Raw genomic sequence first — 24,256 nt, 5'->3', positions numbered from 1 at the left:
AGAATGATGCATAAAGACAATCAGTATATGAATATTATTGAGCATTATACATCGAAATATCTCGTAAAGATCAATAAATCATCGTATGGTAAGTGTAAGCGCTCTTTCAAGAAGCTCTAAAAAATAGAACCCAGCTGTCTGAAACTGTATTTTAAATACGTCAGGAAGCGGGGTTCTTTTCATTTTGGTTTGTACATATCTGTCTGGCTATTCAATTATCGTGCTAAATCATCTTCAATGCGGTCTATGCATTTTGTAAAACTGTCAAACGTTAAATTCTCCTTGAGAATAACATCGTCAAATTTAACGCCGCGCAAGCGCTTGTTGATATTTTCAACAGTTGCTGACGTAATGATGACAATGGGGATGTGCTTAAACTTGGAGGTTCTCAATGACTGAATCAATTGTTCGCCCGTCATATCAGAAAGCTCCATGCCGGTAATGATCAGATCAATATCGTGATGTGCCAGCAAATTGAAAAGCATATCGCCACGGTTGGTATGTAAATACGAATGACCTGCATTTTCAACGAGATCTTTAACAAAACGTTTAAAAAAATCGCTGTATTCAAAGTGTAAGATATTCATAATTAACTCCCCATATCCCTTTGCGTCTCACATTTCCTTATTTAAATATAACATAATTTATTATAAATTACCCGAAAAACCACGAATTATGCGTTGGTAAATTTAAATACGGCAAATTGTAGGCAGATATTCATGAGGAAATGAAGAAAATTTAAAAAAGCTGTTGACAGTTTGTCATTTTGTTGTTATAGTAATTTCCAACATCAATATATTGTTAAATCGCTTTGACGGAGACTGTTTAAAGACGTATGTCCTAGAGAGCTGGCATTGTGGTGGAAGCCAGTACAGAAATTTTTAGACTCTCACTCCTGAGCTTCAAATTCGAAAATGTAGGGTTTGACGTTTGCTCACGTTACGAGTTTCAAAGAGACATGTTTTATGTGACATGTAATTTGGGTGGTACCGCGTAGTCAATGATAACTGCGTCCCATTGTTTTGGGATGCGGTTTTTTTATTGCAATAAACTCGCGGTGTTTGCCTTAAAGAAATACGCATCCATTTTCTAACCGCTGCTTCGTCAGGGGTTAAATTTTTATAAAGTATCTCATTGAGGATACAGAACAGTGATGATTTAGATTGGTTAAAAAAATGATTTTATTGGGAAGTAAGGTATTTTGACGGAGGCAGAGATGAAGAGAATTAAGATTTTTGATACAACATTGAGGGATGGCGAGCAGGCGCCTGGTTTTACGATGAATTTGACAGAAAAGGTGCGATTGGCAAAGCAGCTTGAAGAATTGGGTGTTGATATTATTGAGGCAGGGTTTGCCATTGCTTCACCAGGTGATTTTAATGCCATAAAAGAAATATCTCGAAATGTCGGCGATGTAACGGTTGCGTCTTTGGCACGGACGACAAAATTGGATATTGACAAGGCTTGGGAAGCGTTGCAGTTTGCCAAGAAACCTAGAATTCATATCTTTATTGCGACGTCGGATATTCATTTAAAATATAAGTTGAAACTGACGAGGGAAGAAGCTTTAAAACAAGCCGTTGAAGCGGTTCGCTATGCAAAGCGCTTCTTTGATGATATTGAATTTTCAGCAGAAGATGCCGTTCGCAGTGATGTAAATTTCCTTATTCAAATATTCACTGCCGTTATAGCAGAGGGTGCTAGAACAATTAATATACCCGATACAGTCGGCTATACGACACCGGATGAATACTATGCGCTCATTTCAACGATCAAGTCACAGGTTCCAAATATTAAGGATGTAGATATATCGGTCCACTGTCATAATGATTTGGGATTTGCCGTGGCCAACTCACTTGCTGCAATAAACGGTGGTGCAACACAAATCGAATGTACCATTAACGGTATTGGTGAACGTGCTGGGAATGCAGCGCTTGAAGAAATAGCGATGGCGATTGATACCAGAAAAGACTTCTTTAACTGTGAAACAGGCATACACACGAAGCAAATCTTAAAGTCCAGTAAAATGCTTCAAACGATTACGGGTGTTCGCGTGCAGCCTAACAAGGCAATTGTCGGTGATAATGCCTTTGCACATGAAGCGGGTATTCATCAGCATGGCATGCTTCAAGATCGAACCACTTATGAAATTATGACACCGGAGTCGATCGGCCTTAATATGAGCAAGATCGTTCTCGGGAAGCATTCCGGTAGACACGCTTTTATCGAACGTGTTCAAGCGCTTGGTTTTGTTTTGACAAAAGAAGAAATGGAGCACGCATTCCATGCTTTTATTGAACTCTGTGATAAGAAGAAAGAAATTTTCGATCGCGATATCGAAGCGATCATTGCAAAAGAGAGTGTGCAAATTCAGGAAATTGTCAAAGTGAAATCATTTATGATCCAAAGTGGCAATCATATTCCAGCGACTTCGACGCTTTCATTGGTTGTCGGCGACAAGGAAATTATGGATGCGGCAGTTGGCGACGGTCCTGTTGACGCTTCTTTCAAAGTCATTGAGAAAGCTGTTGAAAAAAGTATTAAACTCGTTGAATATCGCATCAACGCAGTGACAGAAGGAAAGGATGCACAAGGTGAAACCATTGTGATCCTAGGAATAGAAGGCAAAAAATATCGCGGTAAGGGTCTTAGTACAGATGTAATAGAATCCAGCATTCACGCTTATGTTGAAGCAGTCAACAAAGCGTTGACAGAATTAAGTTAGGAGGTGCCCTAATGGGTATGACAATGACTCAAAAAATTTTAGCAGCACACTGTGGGGCGGCTGAACTGAAAGTAGGCAACTTTATTGAAGCAGATTTAGATCTCGTCCTCGGCAATGATATTACGGCGCCCGTTGCGATTAAATCTTATGAAGCGCTTAAAGCACAGAAGGTCTTTGACAAAAATAAAATTGCATTAGTGCCGGATCACTTTGCGCCAAACAAAGATATTGAAGCGGCGCAGCAATGTAAAACCATGCGTCTTTTCGCTAGAGAAAATGAGATCACTAATTATTTTGAAATTGGCGAAATGGGCATTGAGCATGCACTTTTGCCTGAAAAAGGCTTGGTGGTTGCAGGCGATGTTGTTATTGGTGCCGATTCGCACACGTGTACCTATGGCGCACTTGGTGCTTTTTCAACAGGTATTGGCAGTACAGATATGGGTGTTGGCATGGCCACCGGCAAATGCTGGTTCAGAGTGCCGTCAGCGATTAAAATTAATATGACGGGTCAATTAAATCAATGGGTTTCAGGGAAAGATGTTATCTTGCATTTAATTGGACAGATTGGTGTTGACGGTGCAAGATACAAATCGCTTGAGTTTACAGGTGAGGGGCTTGAGAGTTTAACAATGGACGATCGTTTTACCATGGCGAATATGGCCATAGAAGCAGGTGCTAAAAATGGCATATTTGAAGTTGATGCGAAAACGATTGCATACATTGCACAGCATTCAAAACGTACACCGAAAGTTTATGCAGCTGACGCTGATGCGGTTTATGACGAAGAAATCACCATTGATCTCTCTGCGTTGAAGCCAACAGTGGCATTCCCGCACTTGCCAGAAAATACGAAGACTTTTGGTGAATTTGGTGAGATAAAAGTGGATCAGGTCGTCGTCGGCTCTTGTACCAACGGCCGCTTCGACGATTTAAAAATAACGGCGGAAATACTAAAAGGACATAAAGTGCATCAGGATATTCGCATGATTATCATTCCGGCAACACAGAAAATATATATGGATGCGATGAAAGCTGGATTTATTGAAACGTTTATTGAGGCGGGGGCGGTCGTCAGTACGCCGACGTGCGGGCCATGCCTTGGCGGCTACATGGGTATTTTAGCAGAAGGCGAACGCGCTGTTGCGACGACAAACAGAAATTTCGTCGGTCGTATGGGCCACAAGACATCAGAAGTATACCTGGCAAGCCCAGCTGTTGCCGCAATGACGGCAATCAAAGGTTATATCGCATCACCGGAAGCAGAATAGGAGGCAACCATGAAAGCATATAAATATTTTGACAACGTAGATACGGATGTTATTATTCCGGCACGATACCTTAATCATTCAGAACCGGCGTATTTGGCATCGCATTGTATGGAAGATATTGATGAAGCCTTTGCCGAGACTGTGAAAAGCGGCGACTTTATGGTGGCAGGTGAAAACTTTGGATGTGGCTCTTCACGTGAACATGCGCCAATTGCCATTAAGGCGGCTGGCATTGAAGCGGTCATTGCCAAAAGCTTTGCGAGAATATTCTTTCGAAATGCGATTAATATTGGTCTGCCGATTATTGAACAGACTGAATGTGCTGAAGAATGTCAAACAGGACATGAACTCAGCGTTGACCTGAAAGCTGGGATCATCGAAAATAAAACACTGCAAAAAACTTATCAGTTTGAACCTTTTCCAGATTTCCTGCTGGAGATCGTCAATCATAATGGTCTCATTGAAAAGCTAAAAGAAAAAGGAGTTTGAAATGAACACATATAAAATCGCAGTATTGCCCGGAGACGGGATCGGACCAGAAATTACAGATGAAGTTGTCAAAATCCTAAAGAGAACATCAGAAAAGTTTGCATTTGGCATTGAACTCAATTACGGTAGAATTGGCGGTGCGGCTATTGATGCGGTTGGTATCCCGCTTGAAGAGGAAACCATCGCCCTCTGCCAAAAAAGCGACGCCATTTTTTTAGGTGCTGTCGGTCATCATAAATACAATGATCTTCCGCTAAGCATCAGACCTGAGACGGGACTTTTACAGATTAGAAAAGCGCTGGGGGTCTTTGCCAATATACGCCCCGGTATGATTTTAACACCACTCAAGTCGTATTCACCGCTTAAATCAGAAATTATAGGTGAAAAACTAGATGTATGCATCGTTAGAGAACTTACGGGCGGTATCTATTTTGGGGAACATCGTATGGCTGAAGATGAGAAATCTGCCTATGATAAAATGATGTACTCAGAAGCGGAAATTGAACGTATTGCCCATACGGCATTTAAAATTGCAATGCAGCGCGATAAGCGTCTGACCAGTGTTGATAAAGCAAATGTCTTGGCATCATCAAGATTATGGCGAAAAACTGTTGAAATGGTTGCAAAACAATATCCGGAAGTTAAGTTAGACCATTTATACGTTGACAATGCTGCAATGCAGCTCGTGATTAATCCAAGGCAGTTTGATGTAATCTTGACATCCAATATGTTTGGCGATATATTATCAGATGAGATGAGCGTGATTACGGGGTCTATCGGTGTCCTTGCCAGTGCGTCACTGGATGCAGACCAAAAAGGGCTTTATGAACCTATTCACGGCTCTGCACCTGATATAGCCGGTATGGGTATTGCAAATCCAATTGCGTCCATTCTCTCGATTGCGATGATGATGCGCTTTACTTTTAATCGCAGTGACGTTGCAGATGCAGTTGAAAATGCTGTTGACGTTGTGCTGGGCGAAGGTTATCGGACTAAAGACATTTGTAAGGAGGGCGATCGCCTGATTACGACAAGTGAAATGGGCAATCGCATTTGTGATGCAATATGAATGATTTTACCAAACGGGTAATCGACATTATCAAACGCATACCACCGGGGTATGTGATGACATACGGCAGCATTGCAGAATGTGCCGGTAATCCTAGAGCGTCAAGGCAAGTTTCTAGAATCCTACACAGCATGACGGCCAAATATGATTTGCCGTGGCATCGCGTCATTCGAAAAGATGGTAGTATTGCGCTGCCAAATGAAGCCGGTGGACTGGAACAAATTGTATTGTTGACAGCAGAGGGGGTCGAGGTATCTGTAAGCGGTAAAATCAATATGCAGCGTCATTTTTGGGTTGAAGCGTTTTTAGAGGAAAACGACGGATTATAAGACGATCAGTAAGGGCATCTTCCAAAATATATGTTATGCTCAAATTGAATATATTGTATTCAATTTGAAGCTTTAAATCATAAAATCATTATTAAGCCAAAACGCTTTTGCGTTTTGGTTTTTTTGATGCATAAAACCAATTCGATTCAATAATCAAATGGTCACTGAAGCAGCTGCTATGCGACCGTATGAAAGAGCGATTCTGTTTAATGGCCTTATGATGTGGGCATATAATGAGTAAATAATGGAGATGAAGCGGCTAATCGCAAAGTGGCTGTTCGCAAGGTGAAGCGATGTATAATATAATGATTATTGATGATAACATGGGGAATCTTAAGGTGCTCGTAAGTATGCTGAATGTCAAAGGCTATAGCATTCGCACGTTTACAAGCGGCAAAATGGCGCTAAAGTCAGCTGTCCTCAAAAAGCCCGATCTGGTTTTGCTGGATATAGATATGCCGGATATGAACGGCTATGAAGTTTGTCAGCATTTTAAAGAAAATGAAAAATTGAGGGATATTCCGATCATTTTCATTTCAGCTTTTTCGCAAATGCAGAATATTGTTACAGGCTTTAATGTCGGAGGCGTTGACTATATTACAAAGCCTTTCCAGTGGCAGGAAGTCATAGCCCGTGTGAATACACAAATTGAGATACTCAGAGCAAAACGTGAAACAGAGCTGGTGTTGACAAAGACTTTTGTTGGCAGTGTGCAAATTATGGCGGATATTTTAGCGACGACAAAACCTGATGTCTTTCATTTTGCCACAAGACTGCAAGGGATTATAAAAAAAATGACAGAGGCACTGAACTTATCGAGCAGATGGGTTTATGAAATTGCAGGACTTTTATCAATGATCGGCTATGTGATTTTCCCCGATGAAAGGCTGTCGCAATATTTAAATGGCAATCAACATGCCATCACGCCAAAAGAGAAAAAGGATGCGTTGGCTTTTAGTGTCAGTTTAATCGCGAAAATACCGCGATTGGAACCCGTCGTTGCGATCTTCAATCAATATGATGTCACTATTGCCAGTGAGCGGCTAGCAGAACCGTTAGAGAATTGGACGCAAGAGATGATCGGGATGAATATGCTGGATCTTATCGTTTATTATTTAGTATTATCTTCTCAAAATAAAGTGCAGTCAAATGTTTTTGAACATATCATGACATTGACAGAACGATACCACAAAGAGCTCATTCGCGTATTGATAAAAGTGGAAATACGCAAAATAGATGAAAAAGAAATTGCAGTAGCTATAAATGACTTAAAACCAGGTATGATATTAAGTCGTGATGTTCTGACCGATGAGGGTATAAAACTTCTGAAGACGAATACAGAAATTACAGAAAATTTAAGATTGCTCATCCGTGGTTATCAAAAACACATTGCAATCAATGAGCCGATATATGTATGGCGAAAGGAGCCTCATGTATAATTCTAGAATAATTCAATCACGTAAAAATGAAAATTTTGAAGTTTTGATTGTTGATGACAATCCTCAAAACTTAAAAGTCCTCTCTGAGATCTTAAAAAGAGAATCTTACCGCGTACGGACGACAACCAGCGGCAAGCTCGCATTAAAGTCATTGGCGATGAAACCGGTAGATCTTATACTGCTTGATATTAATATGCCGGAGCTAAGCGGCTATGAAGTTGCAGAAAGGCTGAAGGCAGATGACGCATTAAATGAAATTCCCGTTATATTGATAACAGCATTATCTTCAATTGAGGATAAATTAAAGGGGTTTAAAACGGGTGCCGTCGATTACATTACAAAACCGTTTATGCTTGAGGAAGTACTGGCAAGAGTTGATACACACTTAAAGCTTAAAGAAGCAAGGCGGCTTTTGAAGATGGAAAATCAGAATCTTGAAAAAATGGTGAATGAAAAAGTGCTTGAAATTACCAGCGCACATCTAACGACTGTTTTTGCAATGGTAGAGCTTGCAGAATCACGAGATGACGATACGGGAAAACACGTCAAGCGCATTGGTGAGTATTGCCGTAAATTAAGTGAACTGCTTAGGGAAAGCGGTTATGATTTAACGGTTGATGATTCGTTTGTCCACAATATTTACATAGCCAGTCCGCTGCACGATATTGGAAAGATTGGGATCAGTGATGCGATCTTGTTGAAGCCGGGAAAGTTAACCGCTGATGAATTCGAAATCATTAAGACACATGTGGTGATCGGTGCAGAAAAACTAGAAGCCGTTTCATCCGTTTCGCCAGATAATAAATTTCTCCAAATGGGCGCCCGCATCGCAAGGTATCATCATGAAAAATGGGATGGCAGCGGCTATATGGCCGGTTTGAGTGAAACAGCTATTCCCATTGAAGCGAGAATTATGGCGATTGCCGACGTATACGATGCATTGAGGTCAAAAAGGATTTACAAACATGCTTACATCCATGATGAAGCGCTTCAAATAATGCGGGAAGGCCGTTCAAAGCACTTTGATCCGACGCTTCTGGATTTGTTTTTTAAGCATGCCGATTGGTTTGATTTACAATACAATAGATTAAGTGGGAAAAGCTAATGGAAAAAAAACTGACTGCTGATGAAAAACAAAACTTAAAAAGGAAAATGCTCATAACCATTCTGATTAATCTATCCTTGATCGTCGTTGTCATGGGTTTCTATATCATTTTAACCATACAAAGCCAAACCTCAGAGCAAGCCTTGTGGGTTGATGAAGAAATGTCGCTTATTCAAGAAGTGTTTGAACGGCAAATTTCAGATGCCTTATTTCTCGCCGCCTATACAGAACTCTATATTGATGATCTGACAGCAGATGAACAGTTGCTTGAAGCGGTTTTTTTAAAGTTCGCAAAGACAAAGAATGTTTATTATCAAGTAAAATTTCTTGATGAAACGGGCATGGAGCGCATTAAAATTCAAAAGGATGGTGAGCTGTTTCATGTGCTGTCAGAAGACAAGCTCGCAAACAAAAGCAAACGTTATTATCTTTCTGCTGATTTTGAGAATAACGATCAAGTCTATTTCTCGAAAGTTGATTTAAATGTTGAAAACAGTGTTGTTGAAAAGCCCTATCAGCCTGTGCTCAGAATAGTGAAACCGATATTTCGAGAGGATGAACTCAGGGGTTATATTATTTTGAATTACGATATGTTTAGTATTCTGTCACGCTATGAAAATACACTGAACCGTCCGGACAATCAAATCTATTTAATTAATGACGAACACTATTGGATTGTTGGACCGGAGGGAACAAATGCCTGGGGATTTATGTTTGAAAGCGCTCGAAATACGATGCTTGAGACATATGACAAAAAGCTGAATGACGAAATACATCAGATGGATAAAGGGACTATTGTCGGGGAAAAAGGTCTATACACCTTTAAGTGGTTTCAGGGATCTTATAAAACTATGACGGAAAAAATCGATGTTTTATCGGACGAATCTTGGTATTTAATTGTAGCATCGTCATTTGGTGCGATGTTTAGTACAGGTATTAAAACCATTGGCTTTTTTGGTATGGTTTTTTTGACGCTGACATCAATAATGGTTTATTTAGGAGATAAACGTCATAGAGAGCGAGGAAATGAAGAAGCGGCCAAACGTGATATTGAAGGCAAGTTTAGGACGGTTACGGAATCCGTATCGGATTCAATTATAATGATTAACAATGTAGGCAAGATACAGTTTTGGAACAATGCAGCGATTAAGATGTTTGGGTATTCAGAAGATGAAGTCATTGGCAGCAATATTCACGATCTCATTGCAGGCAATGATTATATTCAATCTGCACATCGCGGAATGGCGCATTTTAAAACATCCGGTTCAGGGCCTTTTGTGGGTAATAACCGTGAAGTGATCGCGAGAAAGAGAGATGGTGGCACTTTCGTCGCAGATTTGCGCATTAATGCCGTCATGGTTAACGATGAATGGTGGGCGGTTGGCGTCATTCGAGATATTACGAAGCAGAAAGAACGCCTTATGGAATTGCAAAGACTCTCGTGGGCAGTTGAAAATGCAGCGGATACGATCATTATTATTGACGAGAAAGGCATGATTATATTTGTTAACAGTGCCTTTATTGAATTGTCTGGATACAGCAAACCTGAGCTTATGTCAGGTGCGATTACGGAAATTCGCGTAGGTGATTATAACAATAAGAGCTTTGGTCAGATGATTGAGGAAGCGAAGGAACAGGGACAGCTTCGTGAAACGACGCGCAATATGCGCAAGGACGGTACTTATTTTTACCTCGATCTATCCATTATCGCAATTAAATCAGAACAGGGCGATATTATCTCCTATGTCTTTACGGGCCGGGATATTACACTTGAAATGGAAGTCCAGCAAAAATTACGTGAACACATGGCTTCAATGGAAGTTGAAATTGAAGAGCGCACAAGGCGCTATAAAGATGCAAAGGTCGAAGCAGAGAGTGCCAATCGTGCGAAAAGTGCATTTTTAGCACATATGTCTCATGAAATTAGAACGCCGTTAAATGCCATTATCGGTTTTTCTCAAATCCTCGGACAGGATAAAAGCTTAGATGATAAGCAGCGTGATCAGATAAAAACAATTTATCAGAGCGGTGAACATTTATTGCTGCTCATCAATGACATTTTGGAATTATCTAAGATAGAATCAGGACGGATGTCATTTGAAATGGAGCCGATTGATTATGGTTATATCGTTGATGAAATAGAACGCATGTTTGAATTGCGTGTGGCACAAAAGCATATTTCTTTTGAAGTTGAAAAGCTAGGTAGTTTTGATAAAGCCATTATTATGGATAAGAAAAAAATAAGGCAAATTATTCTCAATCTCGTTGGCAACGCCGTGAAATTCACGAAGAAAGGCGGTGTCTTAGTGAGCACTGAATTAACGAAAACGGATGCCGACAGCGGTATGCTGAGATTTACGGTAAAGGACACGGCACATGGTATTCGAGAAGAAGATATTAGCAAGATTTTTGATCCGTTTGAACAAGCAACACAGATTAAACACAAAGAAGAAGGAACGGGATTGGGCTTATCTATCACTAAACGGTTTATTGAGGCAATGGGAGGGACGATTCAGGTTAAAAGCGTTGTTGGCGAAGGGTCAGAATTTTATTTTGAGCTGCCTGTGCAGTATGATGTTTTGAGTAACGTTTCGACCATTGCAATAGAGGGGGAATATACGGTGACCATTGATCATCAGTTTAATGTACTGATTGTTGATGATAAACCGAGTAATATCAAATTGATTAGCGATATTTTAGCGCGTGAAAATATTGAAATACTTACGGCAGGTAATGGTATTGAGGCGTTAGCGCAAATAAAGCAGCACGATGTCGATTTTATATTTTTAGATTTAATGATGCCTGAAATGGATGGCTTTGAATTAATGACGATTTTGCGGAATGAAATGTACTTGAAGATTCCGGTCTGCGCGGTGACTGCAAGTATTTTTGATCAAGATACACAAGATGTCATGCTGTATGGTTTTGATGACATTATTCGAAAACCGTTTAAAAATGATGCGCTCTTTAAAGTGATGGCAGAGACTTTGCCGTACGTGCACATTGACTATGAAGCAAGCGATGTGCCGATGGTAAAAGAACAAGTTTTGAACATATCTTCTGTCAATTTGTCAACAGAACTTCTTTCGCAATTGAAGGAGCAAATTTTACTTGGTGATTTGGAAGCGCTGGTACAATTGGTGAAACCAAGTGAAGGCATCGATCCTGAAATAAAAGATCATATCATAAAACTTGCCCATGACTTTAATATTGATGCATTAACAGATTTATTAGAGAGTATTGAAGAGGTGCAACAGGGCTGATGTTATTGTAGTGATTGATGCGAAAAATGTTTATTGCCCATGATGACTCTTTATCATATTCATGCTTAAATAGTAACCCCCTCTGAGCTAAAACAAGTATAAGACAATGCTTGTTATAATTTCAGGGGGGGTTAAGCGAGAAAAAGCAACAAAGTTAATGATTTGGTAAACGCTAGCGATAGAAAAAGGTTTAATAAACGCGTGTCACAGTATAACCGATAGATTCCAATTTACTGGTAATCTGATTGATATGGTCATGTCCGTTGGTTTCAACAGTAACCTGTAACTGAACGTGCATAAAGCGATCGAGATTCATGAATTGATTGTGATCGAGTTTGATAACATTGGCGTTCAGTTCAGTAAGGACTTTGGAAATAGCAAGGAGTTGCCCCGGTATGTCTGGTAGCTCGACAGAAAAACAGAATATTCTACCACGGCTGCTAAGGCCCTTGTTGATCATTGATGAAACAGTGACCACGTCAATATTGCCGCCAGATACGAGGCAGACAACTTTTCTGCCGACCGCCGGGATTTTTTTTAGGCCTGCAAGCGCTAGAGCACCCGCATTTTCAGATACCATTTTATGTTTTTCAATAAGTAATAAAAATGCTTCCATAATATCATAATCGGAGACTGAAATGACGCCGTCGACATATGCTTTGCTGTAATCAAAACACTTATCGCCGACTTCTTTTACGGCGACGCCATCTGCGATCGTGTGTACTGACGAAAGTTTGATGCGTTCACGAGATTCGAGTGATTGTTTCATGGCCATTGCGCCGTCGGGTTCAACGCCGATTATTTTAACATTTGGATTGATGTGTTTAATGGCAGCGGCAATACCACTGATGAGACCGCCGCCACCGACGGGAACGAGAACGTATTCTGCATCTGGCAGTTCGGCCATAATCTCCATGCCGATGGTGCCTTGACCGGCAATGACATCATCATCATTAAAAGGATGAACAAACGTATAGTCATATTCTGATTGCAGTTCGCAGGCCTTTGCATAGGCGTCGTCATAGCAGTCGCCATGGAGAACAATCGCAGCACCAAGATTGCGAGTCGCATTGACCTTAATGAGTGGCGTTGTAATTGGCATGACGATGGTTGCTTTACATCCCAGCTCTTTTGCAGCAAAGGCAACACCCTGTGCATGATTCCCGGCTGAGGAGCAGATCACGCCTTTTTGTCGCTGTTCTTCTGTTAAAGATGCAATCTTGTTATAAGCGCCTCTTATTTTGAAAGCACCTGTTTTCTGAAAATTTTCCGGCTTAATAAAGACTTCGTTTTTGCATTCGCGGCTAAAGACGTCGCTGTAAACAAGTGGTGTGGGCGCAATGATGCCTTTTAGGCGATCCTGTGCCTTTTCGATTTTGCCAAAGATTTCTTGATTCATTATACTTTTCCTCCACATTTGATATTGGAGATGGAACAAAAAAATCCCGTCCTTAATTGTAAGGACGAGATTAACCCGCGGTACCACCTTAATTGTATACACCACTTATTCGGTTCCATCAAACCTAAGTCGAATAACGAGACTAACCGTTGTACCCTAATAAAATTTCAGGTACACTGCTCAGGAGGGATGCGTTAATATTGACTCATATCGGTTTTCAGCGAACCCGACTCTCTGGGATGTGTTGCAAATATTAACAAAACTCCATCGATGCATTTGATTATTTAAAAAGAATATTATCATTTATTCTTCACAAAGTCAAGCGAGTAATTTGTATCTACAATGGCATAACAATCGTAAATTTTGTACCGACGTCTAGTACGCTGTCGACATGAATGGTAAAGCCGTGTGCATCGCAGATTGCTTTAACAATGGAGAGGCCGATGCCTAATCCGCCCGTTGTTTTGCCGCGAAGCGTGTCTGCTCGGTAAAAGCGTTCAAAGATGTGCGGTAAATCCGCTTCTGAGATGCCAATGCCGTCATCAATGATTTCGAGTACTGCAACGTTGTTTTCAGTGAAGAGTCTAACAGTGACGCCTCCGGATTCACGCGCGTATTTTACGGCATTTGTCATTAAATTAATCAGGACTTGAACCATACGTCGGGGATCAAGTGCGACGGTAACAGATGATTGAATCTCATCAGAAAGCGTTAACTGTTTTTCTAATACGACGGCATCATATTGGGCAAGAACGTTTTTAAGCAGTTCTGATAAGTTGGTTGGTGCCCTTTCGATGTTCATCGTACCCTCAAGTGCCGTGAGTTCAGAAAGCTCATTGATGAGATTGGTCAGTCGCTTGATTTCATCACCACATTTCTCAAGGCGTTCATTCGTAGGCTGCCAAACACCATCCAAAAATGCTTCAATATGAGAGCTGAGAATGGCGAGAGGGTTTTTTAATTCATGCGCCAAATCAGAGGTTAAGCGTTTGCGGAGCTGTTCCTGGTAGCTTAATTTTTCATTGAGATCAAACAGCGTTTCCGATAATTTATTGAATTCTATAAAATGACCTTCCGGCAATGGCGATAGTGCATGATGATTTGCAATTTGGTCAACTTGGTCAACGAGTGCATCAACAGGTTCGGAAAAGGCTTTTGAAAGACGTGTCATCAGCATCCTGAGCAGCAGGAATGCTAATAGAAAAACGACAATGACGACAGCGTTGATAGCAAATAAAAAATTGCCTTCATCACTGTCTGAAAGAATTTCCATAGACCTTCCAATAGAAACTGTTGTTAGGCGATCGGAACCGCTTATGGGATATTCTCGAAAAGTCAGTTGTGATTTGTCTAAAGAGGACAGGACTTTAAATCGTCCCATCATGCCTCTGCCGTTAGCGCTGCTGTTGGCATTGCTATTGGGATTGTTGGTTTCTAAAATAATATTGCCGTTATTGTATGCGATGATGTATGCATTGTTGGTGATGGACAGTGCTTCAAAATTCGAATAATTCAAATCATTCGCTTCGGCAAGACTTCGGATTGTTTCAATAACAATGGAATCGTTTGCTTCAATTTTTTGATTCAGATATTGATTAAAAAAAAGTTTAATGCCAATATTGACAATCACTAAAACGAGTAGCAGCACAACGATAATGACCCGTGTCATATTTTTTTTTAGATACTGAGAAAAGCTCATAGTTACCTCATTTAAGATCATTAAATTTATAGCCGACGCCATAGACGGTTTTGATTGGTTTATGTCCTGCTTCGTTTTGATCTAATTTTTTTCGAAGATTCTTTATGTGTGTGTCAATGGTTCGGTCATAGCCGAAATAATCATAACCGGCAGTTGCTTCAATGAGCTGTTCACGTGTAAAGGTGCGATTGGGGCTGCTGGCCATCAGCAAGAGTAAATCGAATTCGAACTTTGTAAGTAAAACTTCTTCTGCGCCAATGAAAACGGTTCTGGCTTCTTTATCTATTTTTAACTGATATGCGGGGAACGACAATACAGCAGCAGCAGCGGCGCCATAGACACGCTGTTCGAGATTTTTAACGCGGAGAATGAGCTCTCTAAGACTAAAAGGTTTGGTTATGTAATCATCTGCGCCGACTGTTAAACCGTTGATTCGATCTTCGGTTTGTGATTTGGCAGTCAGCATAATAATGGGGATTGTTTTCGTTTTTCGTACAATAGCAGTAATTTCTTCACCTGAAATATCGGGGAGCATCAAATCAGTGATGATGAAGTCTGGTGCTTCCTGCTCAAATGCCTTGAGTGCATCAACACCATTTAACGCAGTTATGACTTCATACGATTCACGAAGCAGGTAATCGCGAATAACTTCAAGTAGATTTTGTTCATCTTCAATGACGAGAATTTTCAAAATGTCCTCCTTCAATAAATTGAGCTCATCGTATTTTTTAGTAGAATTATCTGCAAAATACTTTACATTTGAAACATCATACTTTCAAAAAAAGCCCTATAGCTTTATAGCTACAGGGCGATTAATGTGATTACTTGTTGAAGCTGCCTAAGCCGCCGCAGTAGCCGCCTCCGCCTAAACCTGCACCGCCGTTTGCAGCGCCAAATCCGTTGCCTCTACCGCCGAAACCATTGCCGTTTGCATCTGCAGAGCGCCCAAGTCCCATGCCGTAGCCTTGCATTAAGTATTGCGGGTTACTTGGATCACAGTTTTCGAGCATCGTGTCTGCTTCCTCTTCTGTGATGCGGCCTGCTTCTACAAGTGCATCCAGACGTTCTTCGCGTTCTGTTTGCATGGCATCGTAAAATTCATCATAGACGCCATATTGTTCGGCGATCTCGCCGTAGGTAAGGCCTGATGTACGGAGCTCATAACATTGATCAGCCGTAAGGTCTGTGAGATCAGTTACGATTTCATATGGTGTTGCCGCGTAGAGAATGCCCATTGTTAAAACCACGAGTAATGAAAAGGTTAAAAAGATTTTAAGTTTCATGTTTGAATACCTCCTTTAATTTGATATCATCATACCTAAGAAATATGGAGGAAATATGGAGAAAACATATAAATTTAAAATTCAATGTGACTGTTGAGAACGTCCGGATCCTTTTTCGTATAGACACGTGTTGATTTTGACATAATATCTTTAATATTGGTGAGGATGCAGTCGACGGAATCATCTAAGGTTGCTAAATCCTCTTTATTGATATTATAATAGAGATACAGATCTTCAAAGAGCCGGACCAATTTACTTAAGTGATTGTCAATATCAATAAATTGATCGAAATTTGAAGATTTCATTGCGTTTTTGAACTGATCAATATCGGTGCGGATTACGTCGACAATATCTTCTTCGTATTCGTAAAAGCCGATAGTCAGGAAATAGGGTTTAATGCGTTCTAAAATGTAAGTGTTATCTTCGTTTAAATGATATGCGTATGATATTTTATAACCGTTGACGTTAAATTTGACCAAAAACATGATGCCCTGTATATCGATGACTTGGGCACCCATCTGTTGAAATTCTTCTTTACAAATATCGTGGCGAATTAACCTTGAAGACATCATTGCCATAAACATCCCTCCTGTCTAATTAGAGTATACCATAGTTTAATTGAATAAATCATAAAATTGGAGTGCAAATGAAAATACTGTTAATGACATTAAATGCAAAATTTATCCATTCAAATCTTGCGATCCACAGCATGTACCATTATGTAAAGGACCATGGTACCAGAAGTGATGCAGTGTTGATTCTCAAGGAATTTACCATTAATCATAATTTGGATGATGTGTTGGTACATCTTGAAAGAGGTTGCTATGATGCTGTTTTCGTATCCTGTTATATCTGGAATATTGAGCAGACATTGACCTTATTAGAAAATTATCACTTATTGCACCCTGAAACGGCAATATTTTTAGGTGGGCCAGAACCCGGTTATGCACCATCATTCTACTTAAGAGAATATGCTTTTGTCGATGGCATATTAATGGGAGAAGGCGAACGTGTTTTTCAGCGTATCTACGAAGCGCTGCCGCATGCTGTGGATACGACTGGGAAAGCAAAGACCATTGCATGCTTGAAAAATATTGACGGCTTAGCATACAGAGGGCCTGATGGTGCAATTCAGATTAATGCAATGATGGCGCCCATCAATCCGCTTGATGAAATACCATTTCCCTATGATGACTTCAAAGCGTTTGAAAATCGCATACTCTACTATGAAAGTACGCGTGGCTGCCCATACCAGTGCAGTTATTGTCTGTCTTCGGCTTGCGGCGCTGTACGCTTCCGATCACTGACATCGGTCTATAAAGATTTGGCTATTTTTTTAAAAGCCAATGTGCCGCAAGTTAAATTTATTGATCGGACGTTCAATGTCAATAAAAAACATGCGCTTGGCATTTTAAATTATATACGCGAGAATGACAATGGGATTACCAATTTCCATTTTGAAATAACAGCAGAATTGTTGGATGAAGATTATTTTGAATGTATTGAAAAGATGCGAGAGGGCTTGGTTCAATTTGAAGTAGGGATTCAGACGACGAATCCAGAAACACTAAAGGCGATTAGACGCAATATGAATCAAGAGAAACTGCTTAAAAATGTCAAGGCGCTCATTGCACTTCAGAAGGCACATATCCATGTTGATTTGATCGCAGGTTTGCCCTATGAAACAGAAACGAGTTTTTATGAATCGTTCGATACCGTTTACAATCTAAGAGCCCACCAGCTTCAACTTGGCTTCTTAAAAGTATTGAAGGGGACACATATTGCTACACAGCTGGAAATGTTTGGCTACAAAGTAAGACGACAAGCCCCTTTCGAAGTGCTTTCCAATCAGTGGATGTCATTTGAGACGATGTGTCGGTTAAAAGAGATAGAGATGCTCGTAGAGCGTTATCACAATTCCGGCCGATTTAATACAACAATGACCTATTTAACGAAATGGTTTGGTATTTCACCTCATCAGTTCTATTTGAAACTGGCAGATGATTTTCGTCGTAAAGGTTTATTTGATCAACCGTTGGGGATGACCGCATCATATGATGCGCTATATGCTTTTGCAATTGAGAATAAGGCGCCATGCGCGCTTATCGCGGATCTCTTGAAATTTGACTACAACAGTGCGAATATGAAGGGACGGCGCCCTTTCTTTGATGAGCCGAATTTACCGAGGTTTAATGCGAAACGACTGGCTTATTTGCATCATAATGAAGCAATTGCCGGCATTAATCCGAAATACCGTGCACTTTCAGGGAAAGAAATTCTAAAAACGGTGAATATTGTCGCCTTCAAATATGATATAATAGCGCTAATCAATACCAATTACACGAAAGTTTTAGAGCAATTATCACTTGTACTGTTTGACTACGCTGTTCCAACGGGCAGCGTGGTGCATTCAAAAGTCCATGCCGTAAACGAAATTCTGGAGTGTGAATAGCGATGAAGCGAATATTGATACATCATAATGTAAAACCGTTTTCAATAGAGGTGCGCGATCGACTGATCGAATTGTTGAAAAATGATGATAAAGAAATTGTAAATAATAATCCTGACGTTGTTGTCGTGATTGGTGGCGATGGTACCATGCTTAGCGCCATACGTAAATATAGACATTTAAAGAAGCCCTTTGTCGGCATTGATACTGGAACACTAGGCTTTTTAACGACGATTATGCCGGATCATCTTGAAAAAATCTACGAAGTCCTTGACAGTAAAAATTATCGTGTGAACCATTATCCATTATTATCAGTGCGCGTGAAGACCATTCATGGTGACTATTTTAATGATTTGGCATTTAATGAGATTTTGATTAAGCATGAAGAACCAAAACTGATGGAAGCTAAAATATACTTGGATTCATCACCTTTTAATTATTTCACCGGAGATGGTTTAATTGTCTCGACGCCGATGGGGGCAACCGGCTATGCAATATGGGCGGGTGGTGCTGTTGTGCATTCAGATATTCCCGTTTATCAGATTACACCGATGACGCCGAATGACAATAGTGTTAACCGACCGCTTAAATCAACAATGATTGTACCGGAAAATACAAAACTTCAAATAACCATTGAAAAGGCGAACAGGCGCAAAGTGATTGTTGCTTGTGACGGCAATCGGCTTTCAGATGAATATATCGAATCCATTGAAGTACGCATTGATAAAGGCGATGAAATACGCGTTATTCGCTCAGATGAGTTTAACTATTTTGATCTGTTTAAAAGAAAGATTATTGACAAAAATATATTGCGCTTCATTGAATAGACCAAAACCATACCAGTTGATGCATTAAAATTGAGAGGCAACATATTCAAATTGATATTCAAGCAATTTATAACTGCTTGGATGAGTGACAGAAAATTTAGGAAATAGGAGTTATATGAAACAAGGAAATGTTAATTTAAAAAACGCAGCGCTTTTGAAGCGCTTTTTAGAAGAAGTCATATTTATTGAATTAAAAAATGAAATTGGAAAATGGCCAACGTCTTTGCCAATGCCTGTCTACCTTCATAAAATGGCTGCTCAAATTAGGGAAGATCAAATTGATACTATTTCGGCAGAAGCTATTATTAGAGGGGTTGTCACGGTAATTGGTGCAGATCCAACTTTTAAACACGCTTCAGCGTACATCCGACAGCTTGAAACGTTAGATGCGTCAATTTGGCAGAAAGTTGTAGAAACAGGGCTTTCTTTAGCATCTAAAGGCGCATATCTCGAAGCGATTTTACATTTCAACGCCGTGCTGGTAGCAGATGAAAATAATGTCAACGCACTTTACAATATGGGGCGTGCCTTTGATGATTTGTATCGAGAAAATCAAGATCGACAATATTTAGCGTTTATTAAACATTGTTACGATCGCACGGTCGAACTGGCGCCGGATTTTGGGCCGGTTCATTTTGCGTTGGGTTTCTTCTATTATAATGAAGAAAAATATGCTCAGGCAGAAGCTGCGTGGCTTGAAGCATTAAAGACTGATCTTTCGTATGATATGCGCGAAGAAATTGTCAGTGCGCTTGGTCGAGTCGAAGATCGTACAACGTTTGAACGCGGTCGTGAATACATCCTGAACGGAAGATTTGAAGAAGGACTTGAATTGTTAAAAAGTATCGAAGCTATTCACGATGACTGGTGGCAGCTCAATTTCTTTATCGGATTAGCGCTGAAAATGCAGGAGCGCTATGAAGATGCACTTTCATATTTTTTGAAGGTTTTAGTATTAAACAGCGGTTTTATTCAAGCTATGAATGAAGCGGGCATTTGTCTAATTGCGATTGGCGATTATGAGCAGGCGCTTGCGCATTATCGTGAAGCATTAAGGCTTTCACCGAAAAATCCAGAATATCTTTGCAATAAAGGTGTGGTTTATTATCATATGAAGGCCTATGACGATGCTTTTATTGCCATAGACGAAGCGCATGCGCTTGCACCGGATGATGAGGTAATTCAAATGTGGTTTCATCATATTCAACAGTACATTGACTAAAAGCGACAATGCTAATCAGTTTGTTAAAATCGAATGCACACGGTCATAATGGGATGACCGTGTCGGCGTTCGATTTTTTTTATGGGGGATGATCAATCTAAATAATTTGTAGAAAACAGCGTCTTTAAGGAATCATTAATTCAATAAAAATTGCGGTTACAAAATTTGTTGAACACTTACAAAATATGTTGAAAAATTGTGCGAAAAGATGTAAACTATGGGTGGTTACAAAAATATTTTAAGAGTTCAACAAAAAATGTAAATGTAAGGAGATGTTAACGATGAAAGCATTGATGACGGGTAACGAGGCGGTTGCCAGAGGAGCATATGAAGCTGGCGTAACAGTGGCTAGTGCATATCCGGGAACACCAAGTACAGAAATTCTAGAGTCGATGGTTCAATATAAGGCGGCGCTGCATGCAGAATGGGCGCCAAATGAAAAAGTTGCAATGGAGGTGGCGATTGGTGCATCAATTGCTGGGGCAAGAACACTTGCTGCAATGAAACACGTTGGTGTCAATGTTGCAGCAGATCCATTGTTCACATTGGGTTATACAGGTGTTACAGGCGGATTCGTCATTGTATCAGCAGATGATCCGGGCTGCCATAGTTCTCAAAATGAACAAGACAATCGCTATTATGCAAAATTTGCAAAAATTGCCTGTGTTGAGCCAAGTGATTCTCAGGAGGCAAAAGATTTTATCAAAGTTGCCTATAATATTTCTGAAACTTTTCAGACACCGGTGTTATTCCGCATGACGACACGCGTCTGTCATTCGAAGAGTCTGGTATCTGTAGAAGATCGAAAAGAAGTTGCGATCGTTCCGTATGAGAAAAAGCCGGCACAGTTTATTGCAGCACCTTCCAATGCACGTAAACGTCATCCTGTTGTTGAAGATCGTTTGAAAGCTCTGGAAGTCTACGCGAACGAAACGCCGCTAAATAAAATTGAATGGGGTAATAAAAAGATTGGTATTATTACGTCCGGCATTGCTTATCAGTATGCAAAAGAAGTTTTTGGCAATGATGCATCTTACTTGAAAATTGGTTTTTCGTATCCGTTACCTTTTGAAAAGATTAAGATGTTTGCAGATTCGGTTGAAACCTTGTATGTTATTGAAGAGTTAGAACCGTTTATTGAAGAGCAGATTAAAGCGCGTGGCATTGCTTGTATTGGCAAGGATAAAATCCCGAATATTGGAGAACTTAATCCAGATATCATCGCGAATAAGCTGCTGGGAACAACCGAAAAATTACTTGAAAGCAATGATGAACTTTTAGCAGATCGTCCGCCAACTTTGTGTGCCGGCTGCCCTCATCGCGGTTTCTATTTTGCTTTGTCAAAGAAAAAGAATGTTATGGTTACAGGTGATATTGGCTGTTATACACTTGGTGCAGCAGAACCGTTAAATGCACTTGATACATGTATCTGCATGGGCGCTTCTATTTCAATGGCGCATGGCGCTTCAAAAGCATTTGAACGCAATCAGGTATCGAAGCGTGTCGTGTCGGTTATCGGTGATTCGACATTTTTTCACACGGGCATTAATTCGCTGATAAATGTTGCATACAACAAGGGTAATACAGTAAGTGTCATTTTAGACAATCGCATTACAGGCATGACGGGGCACCAACAAAATCCTGGTTCAGGCTATACACTAGAAGGTGACGATACACCGATGATCGATATACCGAATCTGGTGAAGGCCATTGGTATTGAACATGTTCAAACCATTAATCCACTGCATTTAAATGAAGTGGATAGTGCACTTGAAGAGGCATTTACTTACGAAGGTCCATCCGTTATTATTACGAGATGGCCATGTGCGCTAAAACAATATTCAAAAGAAGATTTAAAAGAATTTGATTTATCAAAACGAATGTGCAAAGTGAATGAAGACAAATGCCGCGGATGTCAAATTTGTGTCAAGACGGGGTGTCCTGCCATTAGTTTTGACCAGACGGCTAAAAAGGCATCTATTAATAAATATATGTGCATCGGCTGTACCGTTTGCATGCAGTCGTGCCCATTCGAAGCAATCGAAAAAGTAGGAGGCAAAGCATGAAAAACTATAATGTACTAATGTGCGGTGTTGGGGGGCAAGGGATTATTCTGGCATCTAAAATACTTTCCTACGGATTAATTAAGGGTGGCTATGACGTAAAAATGAGTGAAGTTCACGGTATGGCGCAAAGAGGTGGCAGTGTAACAACACAAGTTCGATTTGGCGAGAAAGTCTTTTCACCAATTATTGGTTTGGGGAAAGCTGATGTGCTTGTTTCGTATGAGACAATGGAAACCGAACGATGGCTTCCGTATCTGTCATCAAATGGTAAAGCGATTATCAATACGTATGCTATACCATCGGCACCTATTTTGACTGGTAAAGTGCCATATCCAACTGGCGTTGTAGAAGATATTAAGGCAAAAGTCAATACGATTGCGATAAATGCTGAGACACTTGCAACATCTGTCGGTAATATCAAAACGATGAATGTCATCATTGTGGGTGCATTGATTAAGACTTTGGGATTAGAAATGATTACAAACTGGGAAGAAGCAATCGAAGCATGTGTGAAACCCAACTTGGTCGCTATTAATTTAAAAGCACTCAAAATAGGGATGGATGCGGTAACGGTATAACGATTGGCGCATAATAATAATGCAATGAATGCTATTTAATGATTAAAGTTGGAAATAGACCGTTGCTGTAAAAACGATCAAGACAGTGGTTTTTAATAATAGAAATGAAAAGGTGCCGGGTTAAAATGGCACCTTTTAAGTTGCAATAAACATAAAAGCAGGCGATTAGATATACAAATGTGCTGGATCACAACGGTGAATAGAATGGTTGAAGCGTTCACATCCAATGTTAAAGAGAGGTTAAGTTAATGCATGAATTATCTGAATAATATTTCTTTTGAAAAACGTGTTGACGTAGCATAACGATAATGTTATTATAATCAAGTCGCTTGTGAGCGGGGCACTGAATGCGAAGTGAGCGAGCGATAATCAAACATAAAATTCTAGTTAAAAGTTATTGACAAGGGTTGAGAGGTTTGATATAATTTAGAAGCTGTCGCACATTGTAAACACTGAGTTTGAAGGGTGTTAAGGATGTGTAAAGGACAATCGGAATGATGATCGGCGAATACCGAAAAACGTTCGTGAAAAGACTTTGAGACGGTGAAGAAATACAATGAGAAATAAGGAAGGATTTTGACTAATGTCAAAACCGTTTTTCAAACTCATAACTTTTCTGTGAAAAGTTACTGTATTGAAAAACTTCCGAAGGACCTTGAAAATTGAATAGCGCAAATGAATTAAAACACGCAATTCTTTGAGTTTGTGAAATCGAAAGAGGAAGCGACTTAACAGAAAAAAGTGATAAGGTTTCGAGAGAAACCAACGGAAACGTTTGAAGTAATTCAAGCGAAAAGTTAGCTCTGAACGAGTTAAATGGAACAACTTTTAATTAAGAGTTTGATCCTGGCTCAGGATGAACGCTGGCGGCGTGCCTAACACATGCAAGTCGAGCGAGAATTTATGGAATGAACCTTCGGGTGAGTGAAGTAAAGGAAAGCGGCGGACGGGTGAGTAACGCGTGGGTAACCTGCCCCATACAAAGGGATAGCCACTGGAAACGGTGATTAATACCCTATAACCCATTAGTATCGCATGATACA

At 40.2% G+C, this 24,256-nt stretch carries 19 protein-coding genes, 1 rRNA gene and 2 other annotated features; of the genes, 14 read left to right on the top strand and 6 right to left on the bottom strand.

Annotation, left to right across the window (positions count from 1 at the left end; translation table 11 throughout):
• Positions 1–215: 215 nt before the first annotated feature.
• Positions 216–587, bottom strand: a complete 372-nt coding sequence (locus KHM83_RS03015) for a response regulator (RefSeq protein WP_213235429.1) — start codon at positions 585–587, stop codon at positions 216–218.
• Between the two features lie 215 nt (positions 588–802).
• Positions 803–1,020 (top strand) — a binding site (T-box leader).
• Positions 1,021–1,216: 196 nt separating this feature from the next.
• Between KHM83_RS03015 and KHM83_RS03010 the strand changes: the two genes are divergently transcribed.
• From KHM83_RS03010 to KHM83_RS02975, 8 genes are all read left to right on the top strand, one after another.
• On the top strand, positions 1,217–2,725 hold the full coding sequence (locus KHM83_RS03010; protein WP_213235428.1) for a 2-isopropylmalate synthase: 1,509 nt from the start codon (positions 1,217–1,219) through the stop codon (positions 2,723–2,725).
• 11 nt (positions 2,726–2,736) lie between these two features.
• Positions 2,737–3,996 (top strand): 3-isopropylmalate dehydratase large subunit, encoded by a 1,260-nt coding sequence (gene leuC, locus KHM83_RS03005; protein ID WP_213235427.1) that lies wholly within the window; start codon positions 2,737–2,739, stop codon positions 3,994–3,996.
• Between the two features lie 9 nt (positions 3,997–4,005).
• Positions 4,006–4,485 (top strand): 3-isopropylmalate dehydratase small subunit, encoded by a 480-nt coding sequence (locus KHM83_RS03000; protein ID WP_213235426.1) that lies wholly within the window; start codon positions 4,006–4,008, stop codon positions 4,483–4,485.
• Position 4,486: 1 nt separating this feature from the next.
• A complete protein-coding gene (gene leuB, locus KHM83_RS02995) occupies positions 4,487–5,554 on the top strand; it encodes a 3-isopropylmalate dehydrogenase (RefSeq protein WP_213235425.1) in 1,068 nt (355 codons plus the stop codon).
• Positions 5,551–5,883 (top strand): MGMT family protein, encoded by a 333-nt coding sequence (locus KHM83_RS02990; protein ID WP_213235424.1) that lies wholly within the window; start codon positions 5,551–5,553, stop codon positions 5,881–5,883. The genes leuB and KHM83_RS02990 overlap by 4 nt, the downstream gene beginning before the upstream one ends.
• A gap of 293 nt (positions 5,884–6,176) precedes the next feature.
• Positions 6,177–7,322, top strand: coding sequence for a response regulator (locus KHM83_RS02985; RefSeq protein WP_213235423.1), 1,146 nt, complete (start codon positions 6,177–6,179; stop codon positions 7,320–7,322).
• Positions 7,315–8,427: a response regulator gene (locus KHM83_RS02980; RefSeq protein WP_213235422.1), complete on the top strand. Its 1,113-nt coding sequence runs from the start codon at positions 7,315–7,317 to the stop codon at positions 8,425–8,427. The genes KHM83_RS02985 and KHM83_RS02980 overlap by 8 nt, the downstream gene beginning before the upstream one ends.
• Positions 8,427–11,690: a PAS domain-containing hybrid sensor histidine kinase/response regulator gene (locus KHM83_RS02975; protein ID WP_213235421.1), complete on the top strand. Its 3,264-nt coding sequence runs from the start codon at positions 8,427–8,429 to the stop codon at positions 11,688–11,690. The genes KHM83_RS02980 and KHM83_RS02975 overlap by 1 nt, the downstream gene beginning before the upstream one ends.
• A gap of 190 nt (positions 11,691–11,880) precedes the next feature.
• On the opposite strand, the gene ilvA is transcribed toward KHM83_RS02975, so the two are convergent.
• From ilvA to KHM83_RS02950, 5 genes are all read right to left on the bottom strand, one after another.
• On the bottom strand, positions 11,881–13,089 hold the full coding sequence (gene ilvA, locus KHM83_RS02970) for a threonine ammonia-lyase (protein ID WP_246542847.1): 1,209 nt from the start codon (positions 13,087–13,089) through the stop codon (positions 11,881–11,883).
• Positions 13,090–13,146: 57 nt separating this feature from the next.
• Positions 13,147–13,369 (bottom strand) — a binding site (T-box leader).
• A gap of 57 nt (positions 13,370–13,426) precedes the next feature.
• Positions 13,427–14,788: a HAMP domain-containing sensor histidine kinase gene (locus KHM83_RS02965; protein ID WP_213235420.1), complete on the bottom strand. Its 1,362-nt coding sequence runs from the start codon at positions 14,786–14,788 to the stop codon at positions 13,427–13,429.
• Between the two features lie 7 nt (positions 14,789–14,795).
• Entirely contained in the window at positions 14,796–15,479 is a 684-nt protein-coding gene (locus tag KHM83_RS02960; RefSeq protein WP_246542846.1) for a response regulator transcription factor, read from the bottom strand.
• Positions 15,480–15,609: 130 nt separating this feature from the next.
• A complete protein-coding gene (locus KHM83_RS02955; protein WP_213235418.1) occupies positions 15,610–16,071 on the bottom strand; it encodes a hypothetical protein in 462 nt (153 codons plus the stop codon).
• Between the two features lie 74 nt (positions 16,072–16,145).
• Complete coding sequence (locus KHM83_RS02950; RefSeq protein WP_213235417.1) at positions 16,146–16,649, bottom strand: hypothetical protein; 504 nt, start codon at positions 16,647–16,649, stop codon at positions 16,146–16,148.
• A gap of 68 nt (positions 16,650–16,717) precedes the next feature.
• Between KHM83_RS02950 and KHM83_RS02945 the strand changes: the two genes are divergently transcribed.
• From KHM83_RS02945 to KHM83_RS02920, 6 genes are all read left to right on the top strand, one after another.
• A complete protein-coding gene (locus tag KHM83_RS02945) occupies positions 16,718–18,523 on the top strand; it encodes a B12-binding domain-containing radical SAM protein (protein ID WP_213235416.1) in 1,806 nt (601 codons plus the stop codon).
• 2 nt (positions 18,524–18,525) lie between these two features.
• Positions 18,526–19,347, top strand: coding sequence for an NAD(+)/NADH kinase (locus tag KHM83_RS02940; RefSeq protein WP_213235415.1), 822 nt, complete (start codon positions 18,526–18,528; stop codon positions 19,345–19,347).
• 115 nt (positions 19,348–19,462) lie between these two features.
• A complete protein-coding gene (locus tag KHM83_RS02935) occupies positions 19,463–20,569 on the top strand; it encodes a tetratricopeptide repeat protein (protein WP_213235414.1) in 1,107 nt (368 codons plus the stop codon).
• 281 nt (positions 20,570–20,850) lie between these two features.
• Positions 20,851–22,635, top strand: coding sequence for an indolepyruvate ferredoxin oxidoreductase subunit alpha (gene iorA / locus KHM83_RS02930; protein WP_213235413.1), 1,785 nt, complete (start codon positions 20,851–20,853; stop codon positions 22,633–22,635).
• A complete protein-coding gene (locus KHM83_RS02925) occupies positions 22,632–23,213 on the top strand; it encodes an indolepyruvate oxidoreductase subunit beta (protein ID WP_213235412.1) in 582 nt (193 codons plus the stop codon). Before iorA ends, KHM83_RS02925 begins: the two co-directional genes overlap by 4 nt.
• A gap of 828 nt (positions 23,214–24,041) precedes the next feature.
• A 16S ribosomal RNA gene (locus KHM83_RS02920) occupies positions 24,042–24,256 on the top strand; the annotation flags it as partial.

This window comes from Fusibacter paucivorans (assembly GCF_018390735.1).
Lineage (GTDB): Bacteria > Bacillota > Clostridia > Peptostreptococcales > Acidaminobacteraceae > Fusibacter > Fusibacter paucivorans.
Note: the sequence above shows the minus strand (reverse complement) of the source record. Positions and strands in the feature narration are given on the sequence as shown.